This is a genomic window from Kibdelosporangium philippinense, assembly GCF_021390435.2.
Classification (GTDB): Bacteria; Actinomycetota; Actinomycetes; order Mycobacteriales; family Pseudonocardiaceae; genus Kibdelosporangium; species Kibdelosporangium philippinense.
In genome coordinates, this window is the sequence record NZ_JAJVCN010000004.1 from 2,142,732 (window position 1) to 2,159,174 (window position 16,443).

The 16,443-nt window shown below is 65.4% G+C and carries 13 protein-coding genes and 1 pseudogene; 10 read left to right on the forward strand and 4 right to left on the reverse strand.

Going from position 1 to position 16,443, the window contains the following annotated elements:
- Positions 1-77: 77 nt before the first annotated feature.
- From LWC34_RS53025 to LWC34_RS53050, 6 genes are read left to right on the forward strand one after another with little or no spacing between them, the layout of a single operon-like run.
- Positions 78-1,520, forward strand: coding sequence for an EboA domain-containing protein (locus tag LWC34_RS53025; protein WP_233733996.1), 1,443 nt, complete (start codon positions 78-80; stop codon positions 1,518-1,520).
- Positions 1,520-2,383 (forward strand): TatD family hydrolase, encoded by an 864-nt coding sequence (locus LWC34_RS53030; protein WP_233733998.1) that lies wholly within the window; start codon positions 1,520-1,522, stop codon positions 2,381-2,383. Before LWC34_RS53025 ends, LWC34_RS53030 begins: the two co-directional genes overlap by 1 nt.
- The gene (gene eboE, locus LWC34_RS53035) at positions 2,380-3,465 is read left to right on the forward strand and encodes a metabolite traffic protein EboE (protein ID WP_308200290.1); all 1,086 of its coding nucleotides are present in this window, start codon (positions 2,380-2,382) and stop codon (positions 3,463-3,465) included. Before LWC34_RS53030 ends, eboE begins: the two co-directional genes overlap by 4 nt.
- Positions 3,462-4,859, forward strand: a complete 1,398-nt coding sequence (locus LWC34_RS53040) for an alkaline phosphatase family protein (RefSeq protein ID WP_233734002.1) — start codon at positions 3,462-3,464, stop codon at positions 4,857-4,859. Before eboE ends, LWC34_RS53040 begins: the two co-directional genes overlap by 4 nt.
- A 7-nt stretch (positions 4,860-4,866) precedes the next feature.
- Positions 4,867-5,874, forward strand: a complete 1,008-nt coding sequence (locus tag LWC34_RS53045; RefSeq protein ID WP_233734004.1) for a sugar phosphate isomerase/epimerase family protein — start codon at positions 4,867-4,869, stop codon at positions 5,872-5,874.
- Positions 5,875-5,884: 10 nt separating this feature from the next.
- Positions 5,885-6,727 carry a sugar phosphate isomerase/epimerase family protein gene (locus LWC34_RS53050; protein ID WP_233734005.1) on the forward strand — a complete coding sequence of 281 codons (843 nt, stop codon included), beginning with the start codon at positions 5,885-5,887 and terminating at the stop codon, positions 6,725-6,727.
- 109 nt (positions 6,728-6,836) lie between these two features.
- Here LWC34_RS53050 and LWC34_RS53055 read toward each other — a convergent pair.
- From LWC34_RS53055 to LWC34_RS53065, 3 genes and pseudogenes are all read right to left on the reverse strand, one after another.
- Positions 6,837-7,874 (reverse strand): annotated as a pseudogene (locus LWC34_RS53055) (branched-chain amino acid aminotransferase); the annotation flags it as partial.
- Positions 7,875-7,934: 60 nt separating this feature from the next.
- Positions 7,935-11,639 (reverse strand): patatin-like protein, encoded by a 3,705-nt coding sequence (locus LWC34_RS53060; protein ID WP_233734007.1) that lies wholly within the window; start codon positions 11,637-11,639, stop codon positions 7,935-7,937.
- A gap of 133 nt (positions 11,640-11,772) precedes the next feature.
- Positions 11,773-11,976, reverse strand: a complete 204-nt coding sequence (locus LWC34_RS53065; protein ID WP_233734008.1) for a hypothetical protein — start codon at positions 11,974-11,976, stop codon at positions 11,773-11,775.
- 200 nt (positions 11,977-12,176) lie between these two features.
- On the opposite strand from LWC34_RS53065, the gene LWC34_RS53070 reads away from it, so the two are divergent.
- The 4 genes from LWC34_RS53070 to LWC34_RS53085 all read left to right on the forward strand — a co-directional run bounded on the left by LWC34_RS53070 (position 12,177) and on the right by LWC34_RS53085 (position 16,225).
- The gene (locus LWC34_RS53070) at positions 12,177-12,998 is read left to right on the forward strand and encodes a crotonase/enoyl-CoA hydratase family protein (RefSeq protein WP_233734009.1); all 822 of its coding nucleotides are present in this window, start codon (positions 12,177-12,179) and stop codon (positions 12,996-12,998) included.
- 8 nt (positions 12,999-13,006) lie between these two features.
- Positions 13,007-14,674 carry an AMP-binding protein gene (locus tag LWC34_RS53075; RefSeq protein WP_308200291.1) on the forward strand — a complete coding sequence of 556 codons (1,668 nt, stop codon included), beginning with the start codon at positions 13,007-13,009 and terminating at the stop codon, positions 14,672-14,674.
- Positions 14,675-14,697: 23 nt separating this feature from the next.
- Positions 14,698-15,312 carry a GNAT family N-acetyltransferase gene (locus LWC34_RS53080; protein WP_233734010.1) on the forward strand — a complete coding sequence of 205 codons (615 nt, stop codon included), beginning with the start codon at positions 14,698-14,700 and terminating at the stop codon, positions 15,310-15,312.
- A gap of 103 nt (positions 15,313-15,415) precedes the next feature.
- Positions 15,416-16,225 (forward strand): LLM class flavin-dependent oxidoreductase, encoded by an 810-nt coding sequence (locus LWC34_RS53085; RefSeq protein WP_233734012.1) that lies wholly within the window; start codon positions 15,416-15,418, stop codon positions 16,223-16,225.
- Positions 16,226-16,242: 17 nt separating this feature from the next.
- Here the strand turns inward: LWC34_RS53085 and LWC34_RS53090 are convergent.
- Positions 16,243-16,443: transposase family protein (locus LWC34_RS53090; RefSeq protein WP_233734015.1), on the reverse strand; the 201-nt coding region annotated here is incomplete at its 5' end.

A 16,443-nucleotide genomic window follows, 5' to 3' on the forward strand; every position in this document is an offset into this window, starting at 1 on the left:
CTGGTCACCCTCGTGAGTGGTTACGCGTGTTCTAACACGGCTAACCACTCACGAGTCCCACGCTGGGAGGTTGCCCAGTGAGTTTCGCTCTTGGCTATGGCACCAACGGATTCGCCAACCATCGCCTTGACGACGCGCTGCGGATCATCGCCGACCTTGGCTACACGTCGGTCGCGTTGACCTTGGACCATCACCACTTGGATCCGTACGCCTCGGACGTTGCCGCGGAAACCGCCCGGGTGGCTGGTTTGCTGTCCTCACTGGGACTTCGGTGTGTGGTTGAGACGGGTGCCCGGTACCTACTCGACCCTCTCCGGAAGCATCATCCGACGCTGGTGTCCTCGGTCACCGATGTGCGGATCGACTTCCTGCACCGGGCGATCCGGATCGCGGCCGACCTCGGCGCCGACGCGGTGTCGTACTGGTCGGGTATCAAACCGTCCGATGTGGACGACGCGACCGCGCACGAGCGGATGCGCGGCGGTGTCGAGAAGGTGCTCGTGGAGGCCGATCGCAGGCAGGTCAAGATCGGCCTCGAACCCGAGCCTGGAATGTACGTCCAGCACCTCGCGCAAGCGTTGGCTTTGCGTGCGGAACTGGGCAATCCGGAGATGTTCGGCATCACTCTCGATGTCGGGCACTGTGTCGCGGTCGAGCCGGTGAACGCCGCCGAGTGCGTCCGGCAGGCGGCTGGCCTGCTGGTCAACGTCCAGCTCGACGATATGCGGCCAGGTGTGCACGAACACCTCGAGTTTGGCGAGGGCGAACTCGATCTTCCAGGCACCCTGGCCGCGCTGGCCGAGGTCGGCTACACCGGTGTCGCGGCAGTGGAACTGCCCCGGCACAGCCATGCCGCGCCCGACGTGGCGCGGCGGGCGATCGCCGCATTGACTGCCGCCATGCCGAATCCCGACTCGGAATGGGTGGGACAAGTGGATCATCCCTGGCTGGTGGACGCCGAACGGCGGGTCCGGACCGAACCCGCCGCCATTCGCGCCCTTTTCCCCGCTGTCGGCCGCAAAGTGGGTCGTGACCCGCTGCGGCCCGAAACCGACCCGCAAGGCCTCGTCCATGGCACTGTGGACGATCTGGCCCGCACGCGGCTGCTCGCCGTGCTCGCCGACGTCTTGCCGCAGGTCGAGCTGGTCGAGGAGATCACCGAGCTCTACCGCTACGGTGATGACGCCGAACGCCGTGGTGTGCTGCGTGGTTTGCCCGCGCTGCCACCGCAAGCGGTAAAGGCAGGCCTCGAACTCGTGCAGGACGCGTTGCGTACCAACGACATCCGCCTGGTCGCGGCGGCGCTCGGCTCGTTCGCCGGTGAGCACCTCGACCAGCATTCGTGGCGGCACGGCGTGTTGAAGTGCCTCTTCGTCGGCGTGCCACTGGCCGCTGTGGCCGATGTGGACCGCCGTACCGACACCGAACTGCTTCGCATGATCGCCGACTACGCCGACGAGCGCAGGGCGGCGGGCCGCGAAGTCCCTGCCGACGCTGTACGCATGCTGGAGGTCAACTGATGCGTATCTTCGACCCGCACATCCACATGACCTCGCGGACCACCGACGACTACGAGGCGATGTTCGCCGCCGGGGTCCGGGCCATCGTCGAACCGGCGTTCTGGCTCGGTCAGCCACGGACAACGGTCGGTTCGTTCAAGGACTACTTCGACGCGTTGATCGGATGGGAGCGGTTCCGCGCGGCCCAGTTCGGCATCCGGCACCACTGCACGATCGCGCTGAACCCCAAGGAAGCCAACGATCCCCGGTGCACTCAGGTGCTCGACATCCTGCCGCGCTACCTGGCCAAGGACGGCGTCGTCGCGGTCGGTGAGGTCGGTTATGACTCGATGACCCCTGAGGAGGACGACGCTTTCGCGCGTCAGCTCCAGATGGCCGTCGAGCACGAACTGCCCGCGTTGGTGCACACTCCGCACCGGGACAAGCTGGCAGGCACGCGCCGGACTTTGGACGTGGTCACGGAGTCCGGGATCGCGCCGGAATTCGTGGCTGTCGACCATCTCAACGAGGTCACCGTGAAACTGGTCAAGGATTCCGGGTGCTGGATGGGATTCTCCATCTACCCGGACACCAAAATGGACGAAGACCGGATGGTCGCCATCCTCAAGGAGTACGGCACCGACAAGGTGCTGGTGAACTCCGCGGCCGACTGGGGCCGCTCGGATGTGCTGAAGACGTACAAGACGGCTCAGGCGATGCTGTCCTCCGGCTTCACCGAGTCCGATGTGGACAAGGTGCTGTGGCGGAACCCGGTCGACTTCTACGGCCAGAGCGGCAGGCTCGTGCTTGACGAGCTGCCCGGGTTCTCCGCGTCCACCGAGACGTTCGCTGGCAACTCGGTATTGCGGGGCGGCCGCCAGTGACCCGGCTTTGTTACTGCACGAACGTGCATCCGGCGGAGGATCTCGACGGGATTCTCCGCCAGCTGGACGCCTATGCGGTGCCTGTGCGCGCGAAGCTTGGCGTGCCCCGGCTGGGATTGGGCCTGTGGCTGGCGTCCGAAGTGGCCGCCGGACTGGCCGATTCTCCTGCCGCGTTGGCGAAGTTCCGGGCCGAGCTTGATGCTCGCGGCCTCGATGTGATCACCATGAACGCTTTCCCTTATGGTGGTTTCCACGCCGATGTGGTGAAACTGTCGGTATATGAGCCGAGGTGGACCGATCCGCGCCGCCTCAAGTACACAATGGACTGCGTCAAGGTTATGGAAGGCCTGCTGCCGGATGACGCCGCGTACGGCAGCATCTCGACGCTTCCGCTTGGCTGGCGTGAACCGTGGACTTTTGCCGACGATCAGGCTTCGCAGGAAGCCTTAGCCGAGCTGACTCGTACCCTTCGCGCGGCCTCGCGGTTGATCAAGTTGGCCGTCGAACCCGAGCCAGGGTGCATTTTGGACACTGTGGCCGACACGGTTTCCTGGCTGGCGCCACGGGTTGATCCCGAGTACATCGGGCTCTGCTTGGACACCTGCCACCTGGCAGTGTCGTTCGCCGATCCTGTTGAGACAGTTCGGTCCATCGAGGACGCGGGGCTGGAGATCGTCAAGGTGCAAGCCTCGGCGGCGTTGCATGTGGACGATCCGCGTGGCGCGCGTGCCGAACTTGAGGAGTTCGCCGAACCCCGGTATCTGCACCAGGTCCGGGAGCTCTCGCCGGACGGGACCGTGCTCAAAGCGGACGATTTGCCGGAGGCGCTGGACACCCTGCCCGGTGACGGGCCGTGGCGGGTGCATTTCCACGTGCCGCTGCACGCTTCGCCGGAGTCTCCGTTGCGTTCCACGAACGACGTGCTGACCGAAGTACTGAACACAGTGTCCAGTGACCGGACCATTGAGGTCGAAACGTACACATGGCAGGTGCTGCCCGACCGCCACCAACAGGATCTGGTAGACGGTATAGCAGCAGAGCTGGCCTGGGCAGATGGTCGGCTGAGGTTGGAGGTGCCATGAAGCCGTTGGTGGTCATCGATATCGTCGGGCTGACTCCCCGGCTGTTGAAACACATGCCGAACGTGTCCAGGATCGCCGAGAAGGGCTGGCAGGCCGAGCTGGGCACGGTGCTGCCCGCGGTCACGTGCAGCGCGCAGTCCACGTTCCTGACCGGCAAGATGCCAGCTGAGCACGGCATTGTCGGCAACGGCTGGTACTTCAGGGAACTGGGCGAAGTGTTCCTGTGGCGTCAGCACAACAAGCTGGTCGGTGGCGAGAAGATCTGGGAGACCGCACGTGCGGCGAACCCGGGTTACAAGGCTGCCAACGTGTGCTGGTGGTACGCCATGGGCGCGACCACGGACCTGACGGTCACGCCGCGGCCGATCTATCACGCGGATGGCAGGAAGTCGCCGGATTGCTACACCCGTCCGGTCCGGCTGCACGACGAGCTGACCGAGGCACTCGGCGACTTCCCGCTTTTCCAGTACTGGGGCCCGACCGCGTCGATCGCCTCGACGAAGTGGATCGTCGGCGCGTCGCGGCGGATCCTGTCCGGACACAAGCCGGACATGCTGCTGGTGTACATCCCGCACCTGGACTACGACCTGCAGCGGTTCGGCCCGGACTCGCCGCAGGCGGTCAACGCGGCCCGTGACGTCGACGCCGAACTGTCGCCGCTGCTGCAGGATGCCGCGAACGCGGGCGCGACCGTGGTGGCGTTGAGCGAATACGGCATCACCAACGCCAGCCGTCCGGTGGACATCAACCGGACACTACGCGCCGAGGGTCTGCTCGATGTGTATACACAGGCCGGAATGGAATACCTGGATCCCTGGGTTTCCAGGGCGTTCGCGGTCGCCGACCACCAGGTCGCGCACGTGTACGTGCAGAACTCCGAAGATCTGCAACGGGTCAAGGACCTGATCGACCGGATCCCCGGCGTGGACATGGTCCTGGACCGAGCCGAGCAGGCCCGGTACAAATTGGACCACCCGCGCGCTGGAGATCTGGTGGTTGTGTCCGAACCAGACGCTTGGTTCACGTACTACTACTGGCTCAACGACGACCGCGCGCCGGATTTCGCCAGGGGAGTGGAGATCCACCGCAAACCCGGCTACGACCCGGCCGAGCTGTTCTTCAACCCAGCGGATCCGTTGGTGAAGGCCAAAGCCGGGCTGAACCTGGTGAAGAAGAAGGTCGGGTTGCGGTACGCGATGAGCGTGGTTCCGTTGGAAGCGGGCATGGTTCGCGGTTCACACGGCAGGCTGCCGGATTCCCCGCAGGACGGCCCAGTGTTGTTGTGCTCAGACCCTCGTGACCCTGGCCGCGAAAGGCTGTCCGCCACCGACGTACATGACCTTTTGCTTGGCCTGCAAGACATCAAGCCGATGGCCGAAGTTCTGAAAGGATAGTCATCACATGAGCCGACCGATCACGCTGTTCACCGGGCAGTGGGCGGACCTGCCGTTCGAGGAGGTGTGCCGTCTCGCCGCGAGCTGGGGCTATGACGGGCTGGAGATCGCGTGCAGCGGCGATCACTTCGAAGTGGACCGTGCACTGTCCGAACCGGACTACGTGGCCGGCAGGCACAAGATCCTCGAGCAGTATGGCCTCAAGACCTGGGCGATCTCGAATCACCTTGTCGGACAGGCGATCTGCGACGACCCGATCGACTTCCGGCACCAGAACATCGTGCCCGCCCGGATCTGGGGCGACGGTGACGCCGAAGGTGTGCGTCAGCGTGCCGCGAAGGAGCTCGCCGACACCGCCCGTGCGGCAAGGAAACTGGGCGTCGACACGGTGATCGGCTTCACCGGCTCGAAGATCTGGAAGTACGTCGCGATGTTCCCGCCGGTTGGCCAGGACATCATCGACGACGGCTACCAGGACTTCGCCGACCGGTGGAACCCGATCCTCGACGTGTTCGACGAGGAAGGCGTGAAGTTTGCGCACGAGGTGCACCCGTCGGAGATCGCGTACGACTACTGGACCACGCGTAAAACCCTTGACGCGGTGGACAACCGGCCGGCGTTCGGGCTGAACTGGGACCCGTCGCACTTCATCTGGCAGGACCTCGACCCGGTCGGGTTCATTTTGGACTTCGCCGACCGGATCTACCACGTGGACTGCAAGGACACGAAGAAGCGGTTCGACGGCCGCAATGGCCGGATGGGCTCGCACCTGGCGTGGGCGGATGCCCGCCGTGGCTGGGACTTCGTGTCAACCGGGCACGGCGACGTGCCGTGGGAGGACTGCTTCCGGGCGCTGAACTCGATCGGCTACACCGGCCCGATCTCCGTCGAGTGGGAGGACGCGGGGATGGACCGGTTGCGTGGTGCGGAGGAAGCGGTGAAGTTCATCCGGAACCTGGTTTTCGATCCACCTGCCGCTGCCTTCGACGCGGCGTTCAGTTCAAAGAAGTCCTGAAGGGATCACCATGGCACTGTCTCGCAGGTCCATGCTGCTCGGTGCCGCCGCGGCGGGTGTCGGCGCGGCGGCCGCGTTACCCGGAACGGCGGCGGCATCGGAAGCGTCCCGCGGCCGCTTGCGGATTCTGCGTGACAAGATCAGCATCCAGCTCTACACCCTGCGCTCGATCCTCGAGAAAGACCTGGAAGGCACCCTCTCGGCGCTGGCCGACATCGGTTATCGCCGAGTGGAACTGGCCGGGACCTACGGGCGAAGCGCGACGGAATTCAAGTCCCTTTTGGACAAAAACCACATCAAGGCGCCGTCGACGCACATCAACATCGGCGATGACCTGAACCAGATCATCGCCAACGCGAAGATCCTGCGGAACGAGAAGCTCGTCCACCCGTACTCGGTCTACAACACGGCGGCGGAGTGGAAAGCCTTCGTGGCCCGGCTGGAAGCAGCGGGCAAAGTGGCCCGTAAAGCCGGGTTCACCCTCGGATACCACAACCACGACCACGAATTCCGGCCGGTAGAAGGCCAGCGCCCGTGGGACCTGATTGTCCGAGGCACGACCCGTAAGAACGTGCACCTGCAGATCGACCTGTTCTGGGCGGTGCACGGCGGCGAGGACCCCGTGCGCCTCGTGTACGAGAACTATGGCCGAGTCCTGCACTACCACGTGAAGGACAGGACGGCCGACGGTCAGATGGTCGATCCAGGCACAGGCGTGATCGACTTCGGCTCAATCTTCCGCCGCACCTGGCATGAAGGTATCGAGCAGTACATCGTCGAGCACGACAACCCGGTCGACCCGTTGGTGACGGCCAAGACCGGCTTCGACTACCTGGCCAACCTGAGGTTCTGAAGTCCCCACCGGCGAGCCGCTCAGCACGGGCGGCTCGCATTTTCGGCACACACATCACGGCTGGTCAGAGCTCGTGAGTGGTTATGCGGGTTAGAACGCGCATAACCACTCACGAGTTACGTACGGGATAGCGCCATCCGAACGGGTCTTCGGCGCGGCCCTGCTGAACAGCCTGCAAAGCGTCGTACAACGCCTTCGCCACGGGACCAGTGGTTCCATCGCCGACGGTCCACGACTCGCTCGCCGTCTTGACCGCCCCGATCGGAGTGACGATCGCGGCCGTGCCACAGGCAAGCGTCTCCACAATGGACCCGTCATGGCAGCCAGCACGCCACTCATCGATCGCAATGGGTTCCTCGGCGACCGCGTACCCCAGGCCGGGAGCCAGTTGCAGCAAGCAGTCCCTGGTGACACCGGGCAGCAGCGTGCCGGTCAGCGGCGGCGTCGTGATCCGGTCCCGGTGTACGAAGAACAGGTTCATCCCGCCCAGTTCCTCCACCCAGCGGCGTTCCACCGCGTCGAGCCAGACGACCTGGTCGCAGCCGTTCTCGGCGGCTTGTGTTTGCGCGGCGAACGTCGGTGCGTAGTTGCCGGTGTACTTCGCCGCGCCGGTACCTCCAGGCATTGCCCTGGCGAAGTCGGGGCTCACCCACACCGACACCGGGTTCATTCCGCCGGTGAAGAATGCCTTCGTGACGAAGCCGAGCACGACGAACAAGAACTCGTCCGCTGGCCGTAGGGCCAAAGTGGACTCTGTGGCGATCAGCAGTGGCCGCACGTAAAGGCTGAGCGACGGGTCGTCCGGAAGGGCATCGCCGTCCGCTCGGACGAACATCTCCAGCGCCTCGACGAACAGGTCGACCGGTGGCTCGGGCATTGCCAGCCGGGCCGCGGACTGTCGCATCCGCGAGGCGTGGGCGTGGGGCCGGAAGATCGAGATGTGTCCGTCCGGCTGGCGGTGTGCCTTGAGTCCTTCGAAGACGCTCTGGCCGTAGTGGAGGCCGACCGCGGTCGGGTCGAGCGGGATTGGTCGGCGTTCGGTCAGTTCCGGTGCGCCCCAGCCCTTCGCGCGTGACCAGGTCGCGGTGACCATGTGCGCGGTGAACTGCGTGCCGAATTGGTACGAGCCAGCCATTGCCGGTGATGTCCTCTCGCTTGCCGAGCGTGCAGTACGGAGACTCTATGCCCCGGCAAGCGAGACGGTCCGTCAGGCTGCCTTGAGTTTGCGGTGGATCCGTGCCGCGAGACGCTTCCCGGCCGGGGTGAGGACGAACTTGTTGTCCGAGTCTGGCTTTTGGGCCAGTCCACGGCAGATGATCCCGTGCGTCTCGATGCGGGCACAGAGCTTTTCCGTGATTTTCGTCAACGAAGCGTCTGTGTACAGCGTGGAGTGTGCCTCGTCGAGCAACTTCTTGTAGAGCGCGGAACGTGCGCGCCACGGCACATACCAAGGCACGACGAGCAGCAGCACGGCGGCGAACGTGATGCACGTGGCCATTCCGGCGCGGGCCCACCACGGCGCTTCATTCCACCACATGGCGGCGAACGGCGTGCCGGGCGCCATAAAGGACAGGCCGATGGCGAGCAGGACATAGATCGTTCCGTAGACCACGGCCCAACCCGCGGCAGCTGCCGATGGGTCGCGGGTTGCGGGATCGGTCCACGAACCGCTGGGATCGCGGTGCCATCTGCGTAGGCCGCGGCCGCCGAAGTAACTCAACACCGCCGCCAAGGCTACGCATCCGGCAGTCGAAATCAGCAGGATCGGCGCGTTTGCGTCGAAGAAGCCGAGGACCCCACTCCACCAGATCAGGTAACCGAGACCCGCCACGGCCAACGCCACCACAGGACCAATCCACGCGCCGGACTTCAACCATGCCGGGAAGCCAGTGATCAGCTTGCCTGCACTGCCCATCGGCGTCAGGCTTGTCCCTGGCAGACTACCGAGCAACAGCAGCCCGGCAACGAATACGCCAACACCGATCAGGCCAGCCATGCCCTGCCCGGTTTCGTCCGATGTGGACTCCGTCAGGCCATAAGTTAGTAGCGGGACAACGGGTGTGAGCAGGACCAACCCGTGGAGCAGGCTTCCGGTGCGGACCGCGCTGTATCCGAACGCTGCCAGGATCGCGGCGCCGCCGAAGGATGCGGCCGGCGTCTCGGCCCACTCCGGCAAGGCACCGAAGATCGACAGGACCAGCAGTAAACCACCTGCCGCCAAACCGAATTGGCCGAGGAACCGGGCCAGCCTGCCGCCTCTGGTCAACCCGAATACCGTCCAATAGGGCAGCAATGCCAAGCCGCGCAACGACCTCGTCACCGGCCGGGCGGCTTTGACGCCGAGCTGAGGGCTGTCGGCGAGCGTCACGGCGGTCGCCGCGGCCGTCGCGACCGTGCGGATCATCTGGTCGCTGGCGACTTCCTCGCCAAGCGGCTCCCGGCCGATGCCCGCTTGGTCGAACGCCGCCAGTGCCTTCAGTCCAAGGTCGACTGTCTCAGGCGTCAACGCTTGCCCGGCGGGAATTCCTTCCAGCTTGTCCAGCAATCCCGCGTACTGCTTGACGAATCGCTCGCCATTGGAACGCACGTTCGCGCCATCGACGGCGTCCGCGGCGATCGCGCGGCGAAGTTCCGGAAGTTCCTCGAGGATGATCTGGATGTGTACGGCCCACGCCACCAGATCGGCAAGCGCAACGCACGTTGCCGGTTGCGCCGCGCCCGCTTGCGTTGCCAGCGCGAGCGCGAGTTCCTTGATTGCCTCTTCCCGGCACTGCTGGATACGCGGTTCCGATGGCATTTCCCCGAACAACTGCTTGATCAGGTCGTCGACGACCACGGTCGCGTCCAGATCGGACAACTGGCCGGACAGGTCGGCCATCCGCCGGATCCGTGCCGGGTCGAGCATGACGCGGCACAGCATGCTCGCCGCGTCCATCCGGCCCCAGATCCAGTCGTTCGCGCGCCACGACCGCTTCAGAAAGCCGGAGAACCGCGACAGCGAGTAGCCGCCTGCCTTGTCATCGGCCGTCATGCTGTAGCGCGCGAAGGAATTCGTTGTCTGCAGGCTGATCTGGGCCAGTTCGACCTGCTGCTCCTCGGGCGATTCCGAGTCGTCGGCGAAACACGTCGTCGCGACTTCCAGCGCGAGCAGCCGGGCCATCCACCGTTGATCGACGGCCAGCGAGGCGTCCGGGTCCTCATCGGACAGTTGCACGAAGTCGCGCCACGCCCGCAGATCCGGGTCACGGTCGATCAGCGCGTTGTCCGAAGCAAGCACTTGGGCGCCCGTGCCGAAAGCGGCCGAGATCTGCAGGACCAGTTCCCGCACACTCGTGCCCGCCGAACCGGTCATCCGCTTGTTGTAGTCGACGAGCCGCTGTTCCCAGCATTCACCGTCCGGCGAATCCACCGGCTCGTTCTCCCATGCTTTGTGCATGTCCAAGCGCATCCGGCGTAGTGCCGCCCGCGCGCGGTGCACAGTGGCGCGGGCCTCGTGGATCTTGCCGACCGCGGATCCCTTTGGCAGCACCCAGACGATGCGTTTGAGCATGTCCAAAGCGGACGCTGCGACCCGCTCGCCGGTCGTGATGTCCCACGGCCACCCGGTCTTGCCGAGGTTGATCACTCCGGCAAGCGGAGCGGAAGCGGGCACATACGGCAAAGAACCCTTTGTCCGCAACCATTCCCGGTGGGCGAACTCGACCGCGTCCCTGATCCGCTCGAACGACCACGCCTCACCGTCCGGCGCGATTTCCAGCTTGCCTCGGGCGATAACCTGACGCTCGGCCAGCTTCCACGCCGCCCGGCGCAGCCGGATGTCCCGATAGTGCGGATAAAGCATGTCCACAAGGGAGTACAACTGGCCGGCAACCGGACCATCCGATGTGGACAAACGAGCCAGCAAGGCGTTCCGGCCGCCTCGGCGGGCACCGGCGCCACGGTTGTACTTCTCGATCTCGTCGACGAATGTCCGGTTGCTCTGGCTGGACTGCGCACGCATGATCGACTGCACCGAGCCGACCACGCTCGGCGCTTCGACTGAGGCCTGCGCGGACTCGGGCTTGGCAGCGGCCGCGTGCGGGAACACCAGCAGCATGACCCGCCGGGTGGGGCCCTCCGCGGGCATCTGGTCGATGGCCTCAAGCGCTTCCTTGGTCGGCGTGTTCACCAACGCGCCGCCGTCGACCACGTGTTGCGAGCCTTCCCACGAGGCGACGTCTCGCATTGGCGAGTTCTCGTCCAGCGGGATGTACGCGGGCTCGAACGCGACGGGGAAGGAGGCCGACGAGCGCGCCGCGAGCGCGAGCTGGTGCGTGAGGTCCGTCGGCAGGCGACCGTCGTTGGAGAAGTGGTCGAGCTCGTCATCGCGCCGGAACCGGAAGCTGCCTTGGTGGATGTTCTGCGTGAGCCGCTGGCCGAGCGCGTCTGTGGTCGTCTTGGTGAAGCCTTTCAACAACGTCGTGGTGATCCGCAGGTCCATCGGCCGGTCGTGCACGGCCCGAGGCTTGTAGTGCGTGGTCAGCCCGCGCATCGCGTCTTCGAGGCGTGGCAGGAAGAACTCGTCGCCCTTCAGCAACGACACCGGCGCGCCCTTGAATGGCGTGCGCAGCAACAGATCCATCCGGCCCTGCTCGGCCCACAGCTCACGCAGGCTGTTCAGATCGGCGTGCGGATTGACCTGTGCCAACGCCAAAGCGGCGCCGTTGATGCCGCCAGCGGACGTCCCGCTGATCACGTCCGCCCGCGCGGTCGCGCCGACCAGGCGGAGAAGGGTGGCGTAGGCGCCCGTGCGCCGGGTCAGCCGGTCCAGTTCGAGGACCACACCGCCCATCCACACCGCGAGGCTGACACCGCCGTTGAGTACGACGGCGAACCGGACTTCTTCCCACGTGGGGTCGTGATCGTCTGGCATGGCGCGATTCCCCCTCATGCTGGCCATACGAAAATCGGGCGCGTGCACCAAGCGGTTACGCCTTGTCACCCGTTCGTGATGCGCCGAGGGGTCTATCAACCGTGCGGCGCCGCATGCGCAGAGGGTAGCGGGGTCAGTCGGCGCGCCTGCGATGCGCCGCCTGCTGTACCGGCTGCTGTGCGGGTTGCTGTGCGGGTTGCTGTGCGGGTTGCTGGGGCGGAGAGGCTGGTTCCGGCTGTGCAGGCTGCTGTGCGGTGCGCTGCTCTTCCATCCGGCTGGTGAACTCGCGAAGCAGCTCGTCGAAGATCGGCGTGGACATCTGTTGTGGCTGTGACACTTCGGGCCCCTCCTTTCGTCCGGACGATCGCGGGCGCCTGGTGATCTCACGGTCTCACGCAGTGACGGAACACGACTGGGCGATCCGGGCATGTCGTGAATACGTACACAAAGTGGTGGTTTTGGGATTCGGATGGCTGACGCTCGGTACCACGGCTGGGGTAGTCGCTGGGTTACCGGCGGGTAGGACATGATGGGGGTATGGCTGACAACCTCGTATCGCTCCAGGTGAAGCAGTCCGGCCACGTCGCCGAGGTGACGTTGCTCGGACCGGGCAAAGGCAACGCCATGGGCCCGGATTTCTGGCGCGAGCTGCCGATCGTGTTCCGCGAGCTGGACGCGGACCCGGACGTCCGCGCGGTCGTGCTGACCGGCAGTGGCAAAAACTTCTCCTACGGCCTCGACCTGCCCGCGATGATGGGCAGCTGGGGCGAACTGCTCGGCGGCGCGCTCGCCGGGCCACGGACCCGCTTCCTCGACGAGATCCGCAGGCTGCAGGACTCGGTCACGGCCGTCGCGCAATGCCGCAAGCCGGTGATCGCCGCGGTGTCGGGCTGGTGCATCGGCGGTGGCGTCGACCTGATCTCGGCCGCGGACATCCGGCTGGCCTCGGCGGACGCCAAGTTCAGCGTGCGTGAGGTGAAGGTCGCGATCGTCGCGGACATCGGCAGCCTGCACCGGCTGCGCGGGATCATCGGCGAAGGCCACCTGCGCGAGCTGGCGTACACCGGCAAGGACATCGACGCGGCCCGTGCCGAGAAGATCGGCTTGGTCAACGACGTCCACGCGGATCAGGACGCGGTGCTGGAAGCTGCACGTTCGCTGGCCGCCGAGATCGCCAAGAACCCGCCGCTGGTCGTGCAGGGCACGAAGGACGTCCTCGACCACGACCTCGCGCCGCGTGTCGCCGACGGACTGCGGTACGTCTCGGCGTGGAACGCGGCGTTCTTGCCGAGCAAGGACCTCGGCGAGGCCGTACAGGCGTTCCTCGAACGTCGCGATCCCGAGTTCACCGGAGAATAATCTCCAGCGTGACCTTCCAGAGCGCGCGTGACTTCCTGCTGGCCCATCGGGACGACTACGACACCGCCTACCGGGAGTTCCGATGGCCCCAGCCCAGTGAGTTCAACTGGGCGCTCGACTGGTTCGACACGTTGCCAGCGGACCAGCTCGGGCTGTGGATCGTCGAAGAGGACGGTTCGGAGCGCAAGTGGACGTTCGGCGAGCTGTCGCAGCGGTCCAACCTGGTCGCGAACTGGCTGCGGTCGATCGGCGTCGAGCGTGGCGACCGGCTGATCCTGATGCTGGGCAACCAGGGTGAACTGTGGGAGACGATCCTCGCGGCGATGAAACTCGGCGTGGTGATCATCCCGGCGTCCACGCTGCTCGGCCCGGAAGACCTGCGCGACCGGGTCGACCGCGGCCAGGTCAAGCACGTCCTGGCTCGGTCCGAGGACGCGCCGAAGTTTGACTCCGTCCCGGGCTCGTACACGCGGATCGCGGTCGGCTCGGCTGTCGAGGGCTGGCATTCGTACGCGTCCGCCTCGGGTTCGCGGGCGTTCGAATCGGACGGTCCGACGGACGCGTCGGACACTTTGTTGCTGTACTTCACTTCTGGCACGACCGCGAAGCCGAAGCTCGTGCGGCACACGCATGCCAGTTACCCGATCGGGCATCTGTCCACGATGTACTGGATCGGGCTCGAACCGGGCGATGTGCACCTGAACATTTCCTCGCCTGGGTGGGCGAAACATGCGTGGAGCAACGTGTTCGCGCCGTGGAACGCGGGCGCGTGCGTGTTCATCTACAACTACACGCGGTTCGACGCCGTTGGGTTGATGGCGCAAATGGACCGTTGTGGGGTCACGTCGTTCTGCGCGCCGCCGACCGTGTGGCGGATGCTGATCCAGGCCGATCTGTCGCAACTGGCCACGCCGCCTTCGAAGGTCGTTGGCGCTGGCGAACCGTTGAATCCTGAGGTGATCGAGCAGGTTCGTAAGGCCTGGGGTGTGACCATCCGGGACGGCTTCGGGCAGACCGAAACCAGCGTCCAGGTGGCCAACACGCCAGGCCAGCCGGTGAAACCTGGCTCGATGGGCCGGGCACTGCCTGGATTCACGGTCGCGTTGATCGATCCCGTTTCCGGTTCGCCTGGTGGTGAAGGCGAGATCTGTCTGGCGCTGGATCCCCGGCCGGTCGGGCTGATGACGGGTTACGCCGACTCGGCTGAGCGAACCGACGAGGTCATGCGGGACGGGTACTACCACACTGGTGACGTCGGAGCGCGCGATTCCGATGGGTACATCACGTATGTGGGGCGCGCGGACGACGTGTTCAAGGCCTCGGACTACCGGATCTCGCCGTTCGAGCTGGAGAGCGTGCTGATCGAGCACCCCGCGGTGGCCGAGGCCGCGGTCGTTCCGTCACCGGATCCGTTGCGGTTGGCCGTGCCCAAGGCTTACGTGGTTCTGGCGGCCGGATATTCGCCCTCAGCCGAGACCGCACGGGACATTTTGGCCTTCGCCAGGGAGAATGTGGCGCCGTACAAGCGAATCCGCCGGTTGGAGTTCGCCGAGCTGCCCAAGACGATCTCCGGCAAGATCCGCCGGGTCGAGCTGCGCGGCCGGGAGAACTCGCTGCACGCTGACCCGTCGGCGGAAGTACAAGGGGAGTACACGGACGACGATCTGAGGAGCTGAGCCGTCCGATACCATCGCCGCCGATGATCGCGAACGCGCTTGGCGGTACTCCGTTGCGGGTCAACGGAGCGAGCTGGGCCGGGCGGAAGGTCCGGTTGCGTGGGATCGGCCGCGCGGACCACCGCACGCTGATCGGATTCGACCGGGATTCCGCTGGCAGCCATGACGGATACCGGCATTGGGCGGTCCATCGATCGGACGCGCCCGATGCCTTCGCGATCGAGACCCGGCACGGCGGGATTCTGGTCGGCTCGATGTGCGTCCAGACCGACCCGGTGTCCGGCTGGTTCAGTTACGGCATCGGGATCGGGGCGCGCCACCGGCGCTGTGGCTATGCGGGTGACGCCGTCACCACCCTGCTCACGGTCATGTTCGGGCAGTATGGCTACCGCAAGTGCGAGGTCAGCATCCTCGGCGGCAACTTCGCTTCGCTGTCGTTGCACGGCGGACTCGGCTTCCGTGAGGAGGGCCGTCCGCGGGACACCGAGCTGGTGCGCGGCGGGATCAAGTATCCGGTGCTGATGGGCATTACCGCGGCGGAATTCGACGCGTACCCGTTTCCCAGTCCTGTTCGGCCTTGGCGCGGGCGGCACTGGCGAACGCGGCGCCGAGGACGGCACTGGCGGACAATTCCCTGATGTCTCACGGTTATTGCCCGATCGTGAGCGTCGCGGCGACTTCCGAGCCGCCGTTCCGGCATGTCGTTGCGGCGTGATCATCATCGGGTGAATTGTCGCGGAGGTGAAATTCTCTCTCTTCTACCCGGTTGCCACGGGTTCGCCGTCGCAGCGACTGGGAACCGGTTTGCTTGGCCTTGACCGTGATTTGTACCGGCAGACGCTCGCGGAACTGCTCGAACAGGCGATCTGTGCCGACGAGACCGGCTGGACGTCGTTCATGATGGCCGAACACCATTTCGAGGTGGAAGGATATCAGGTAACACCGAATCCGTTGTTGTTGAACGTCCATCTGGCCGCGCACACGAAACGGTTGCGGCACGGTCAAATGGGCTTGGTGCTGCCGAACTGGAATCCGCTTCGATTGGCCGAGGATATCGCGGTCGCCGACCATCTCACCGGCGGAAGGCTCGATATCGGGCTCAGCAGGGGCTATCAGCCTCGGTCGGTGGGTGTGCTCGGGCAGCACGTGAACGTGTCCGTCGCTGACGAGGGCCGCAACCGGCGCGTCTTCGAGGAGTGGTTCGAGATCATGCGCCGGTCGTGGACCGAGGATCTCTGGTCTTACCAGGGCGAGTTCATGGACGTTCCGCCGTCGGGACTGTCCTGGCCGCACCCGATCTCCGCTCGGCTGGGCGCCGGTGTGCACGCGGGCGAGGTCCGGCAGGTCGCCACCGTGCCCAAGCCTTCACAGCTGCCGCATCCGCCGCTGTTCACCACGCTCACCCAAAGTCCGGCTACTGTGGAATGGGCTGCTCGGGTGGGCAGTTCGATTGTCACACTGGCGTCCGACCATGACATGCTTCGTGGATTGTTTCAACGTTATGCCGATATCGCCCGGGATTATGGCCGCGATTTCAAGGTGGGGGAGTGAGGTGATCTCAGCGACTTTCACGCGATCTTGCCGTGTTCGAAATGCGTGAGGACAAGGGCGGCTTTGACGATGTCGCCGATCTTGCTGGGGTTGGCGGTGAGATGCCGCAGGCTGCGCCAGCGTCCGGTGAGTAGGGCGAAACCACGTTCGCCCAGACACCGCAGGCCACGCAGCAGAGCGTTGCGTGTGCGGGTGTCCACGTCGAGGACCTGGCCATC

Excerpts from the sequence above, each read along its gene's own strand:
- LWC34_RS53030 (WP_233733998.1), top strand. The coding sequence starts at position 1,520 with ATGCGTATCTTCGACCCGCACATCCACATGACCTCGCGGACCACCGAC.
- LWC34_RS53070 (WP_233734009.1), top strand. The coding sequence starts at position 12,177 with ATGGCTGACAACCTCGTATCGCTCCAGGTGAAGCAGTCCGGCCACGTC.
- LWC34_RS53060 (WP_233734007.1), bottom strand. The coding sequence starts at position 11,639 with ATGCCAGACGATCACGACCCCACGTGGGAAGAAGTCCGGTTCGCCGTC.
- LWC34_RS53040 (WP_233734002.1), top strand. The coding sequence starts at position 3,462 with ATGAAGCCGTTGGTGGTCATCGATATCGTCGGGCTGACTCCCCGGCTG.
- LWC34_RS53045 (WP_233734004.1), top strand. The coding sequence starts at position 4,867 with ATGAGCCGACCGATCACGCTGTTCACCGGGCAGTGGGCGGACCTGCCG.
- LWC34_RS53080 (WP_233734010.1), top strand. The coding sequence starts at position 14,698 with ATGATCGCGAACGCGCTTGGCGGTACTCCGTTGCGGGTCAACGGAGCG.
- LWC34_RS53050 (WP_233734005.1), top strand. The coding sequence starts at position 5,885 with ATGGCACTGTCTCGCAGGTCCATGCTGCTCGGTGCCGCCGCGGCGGGT.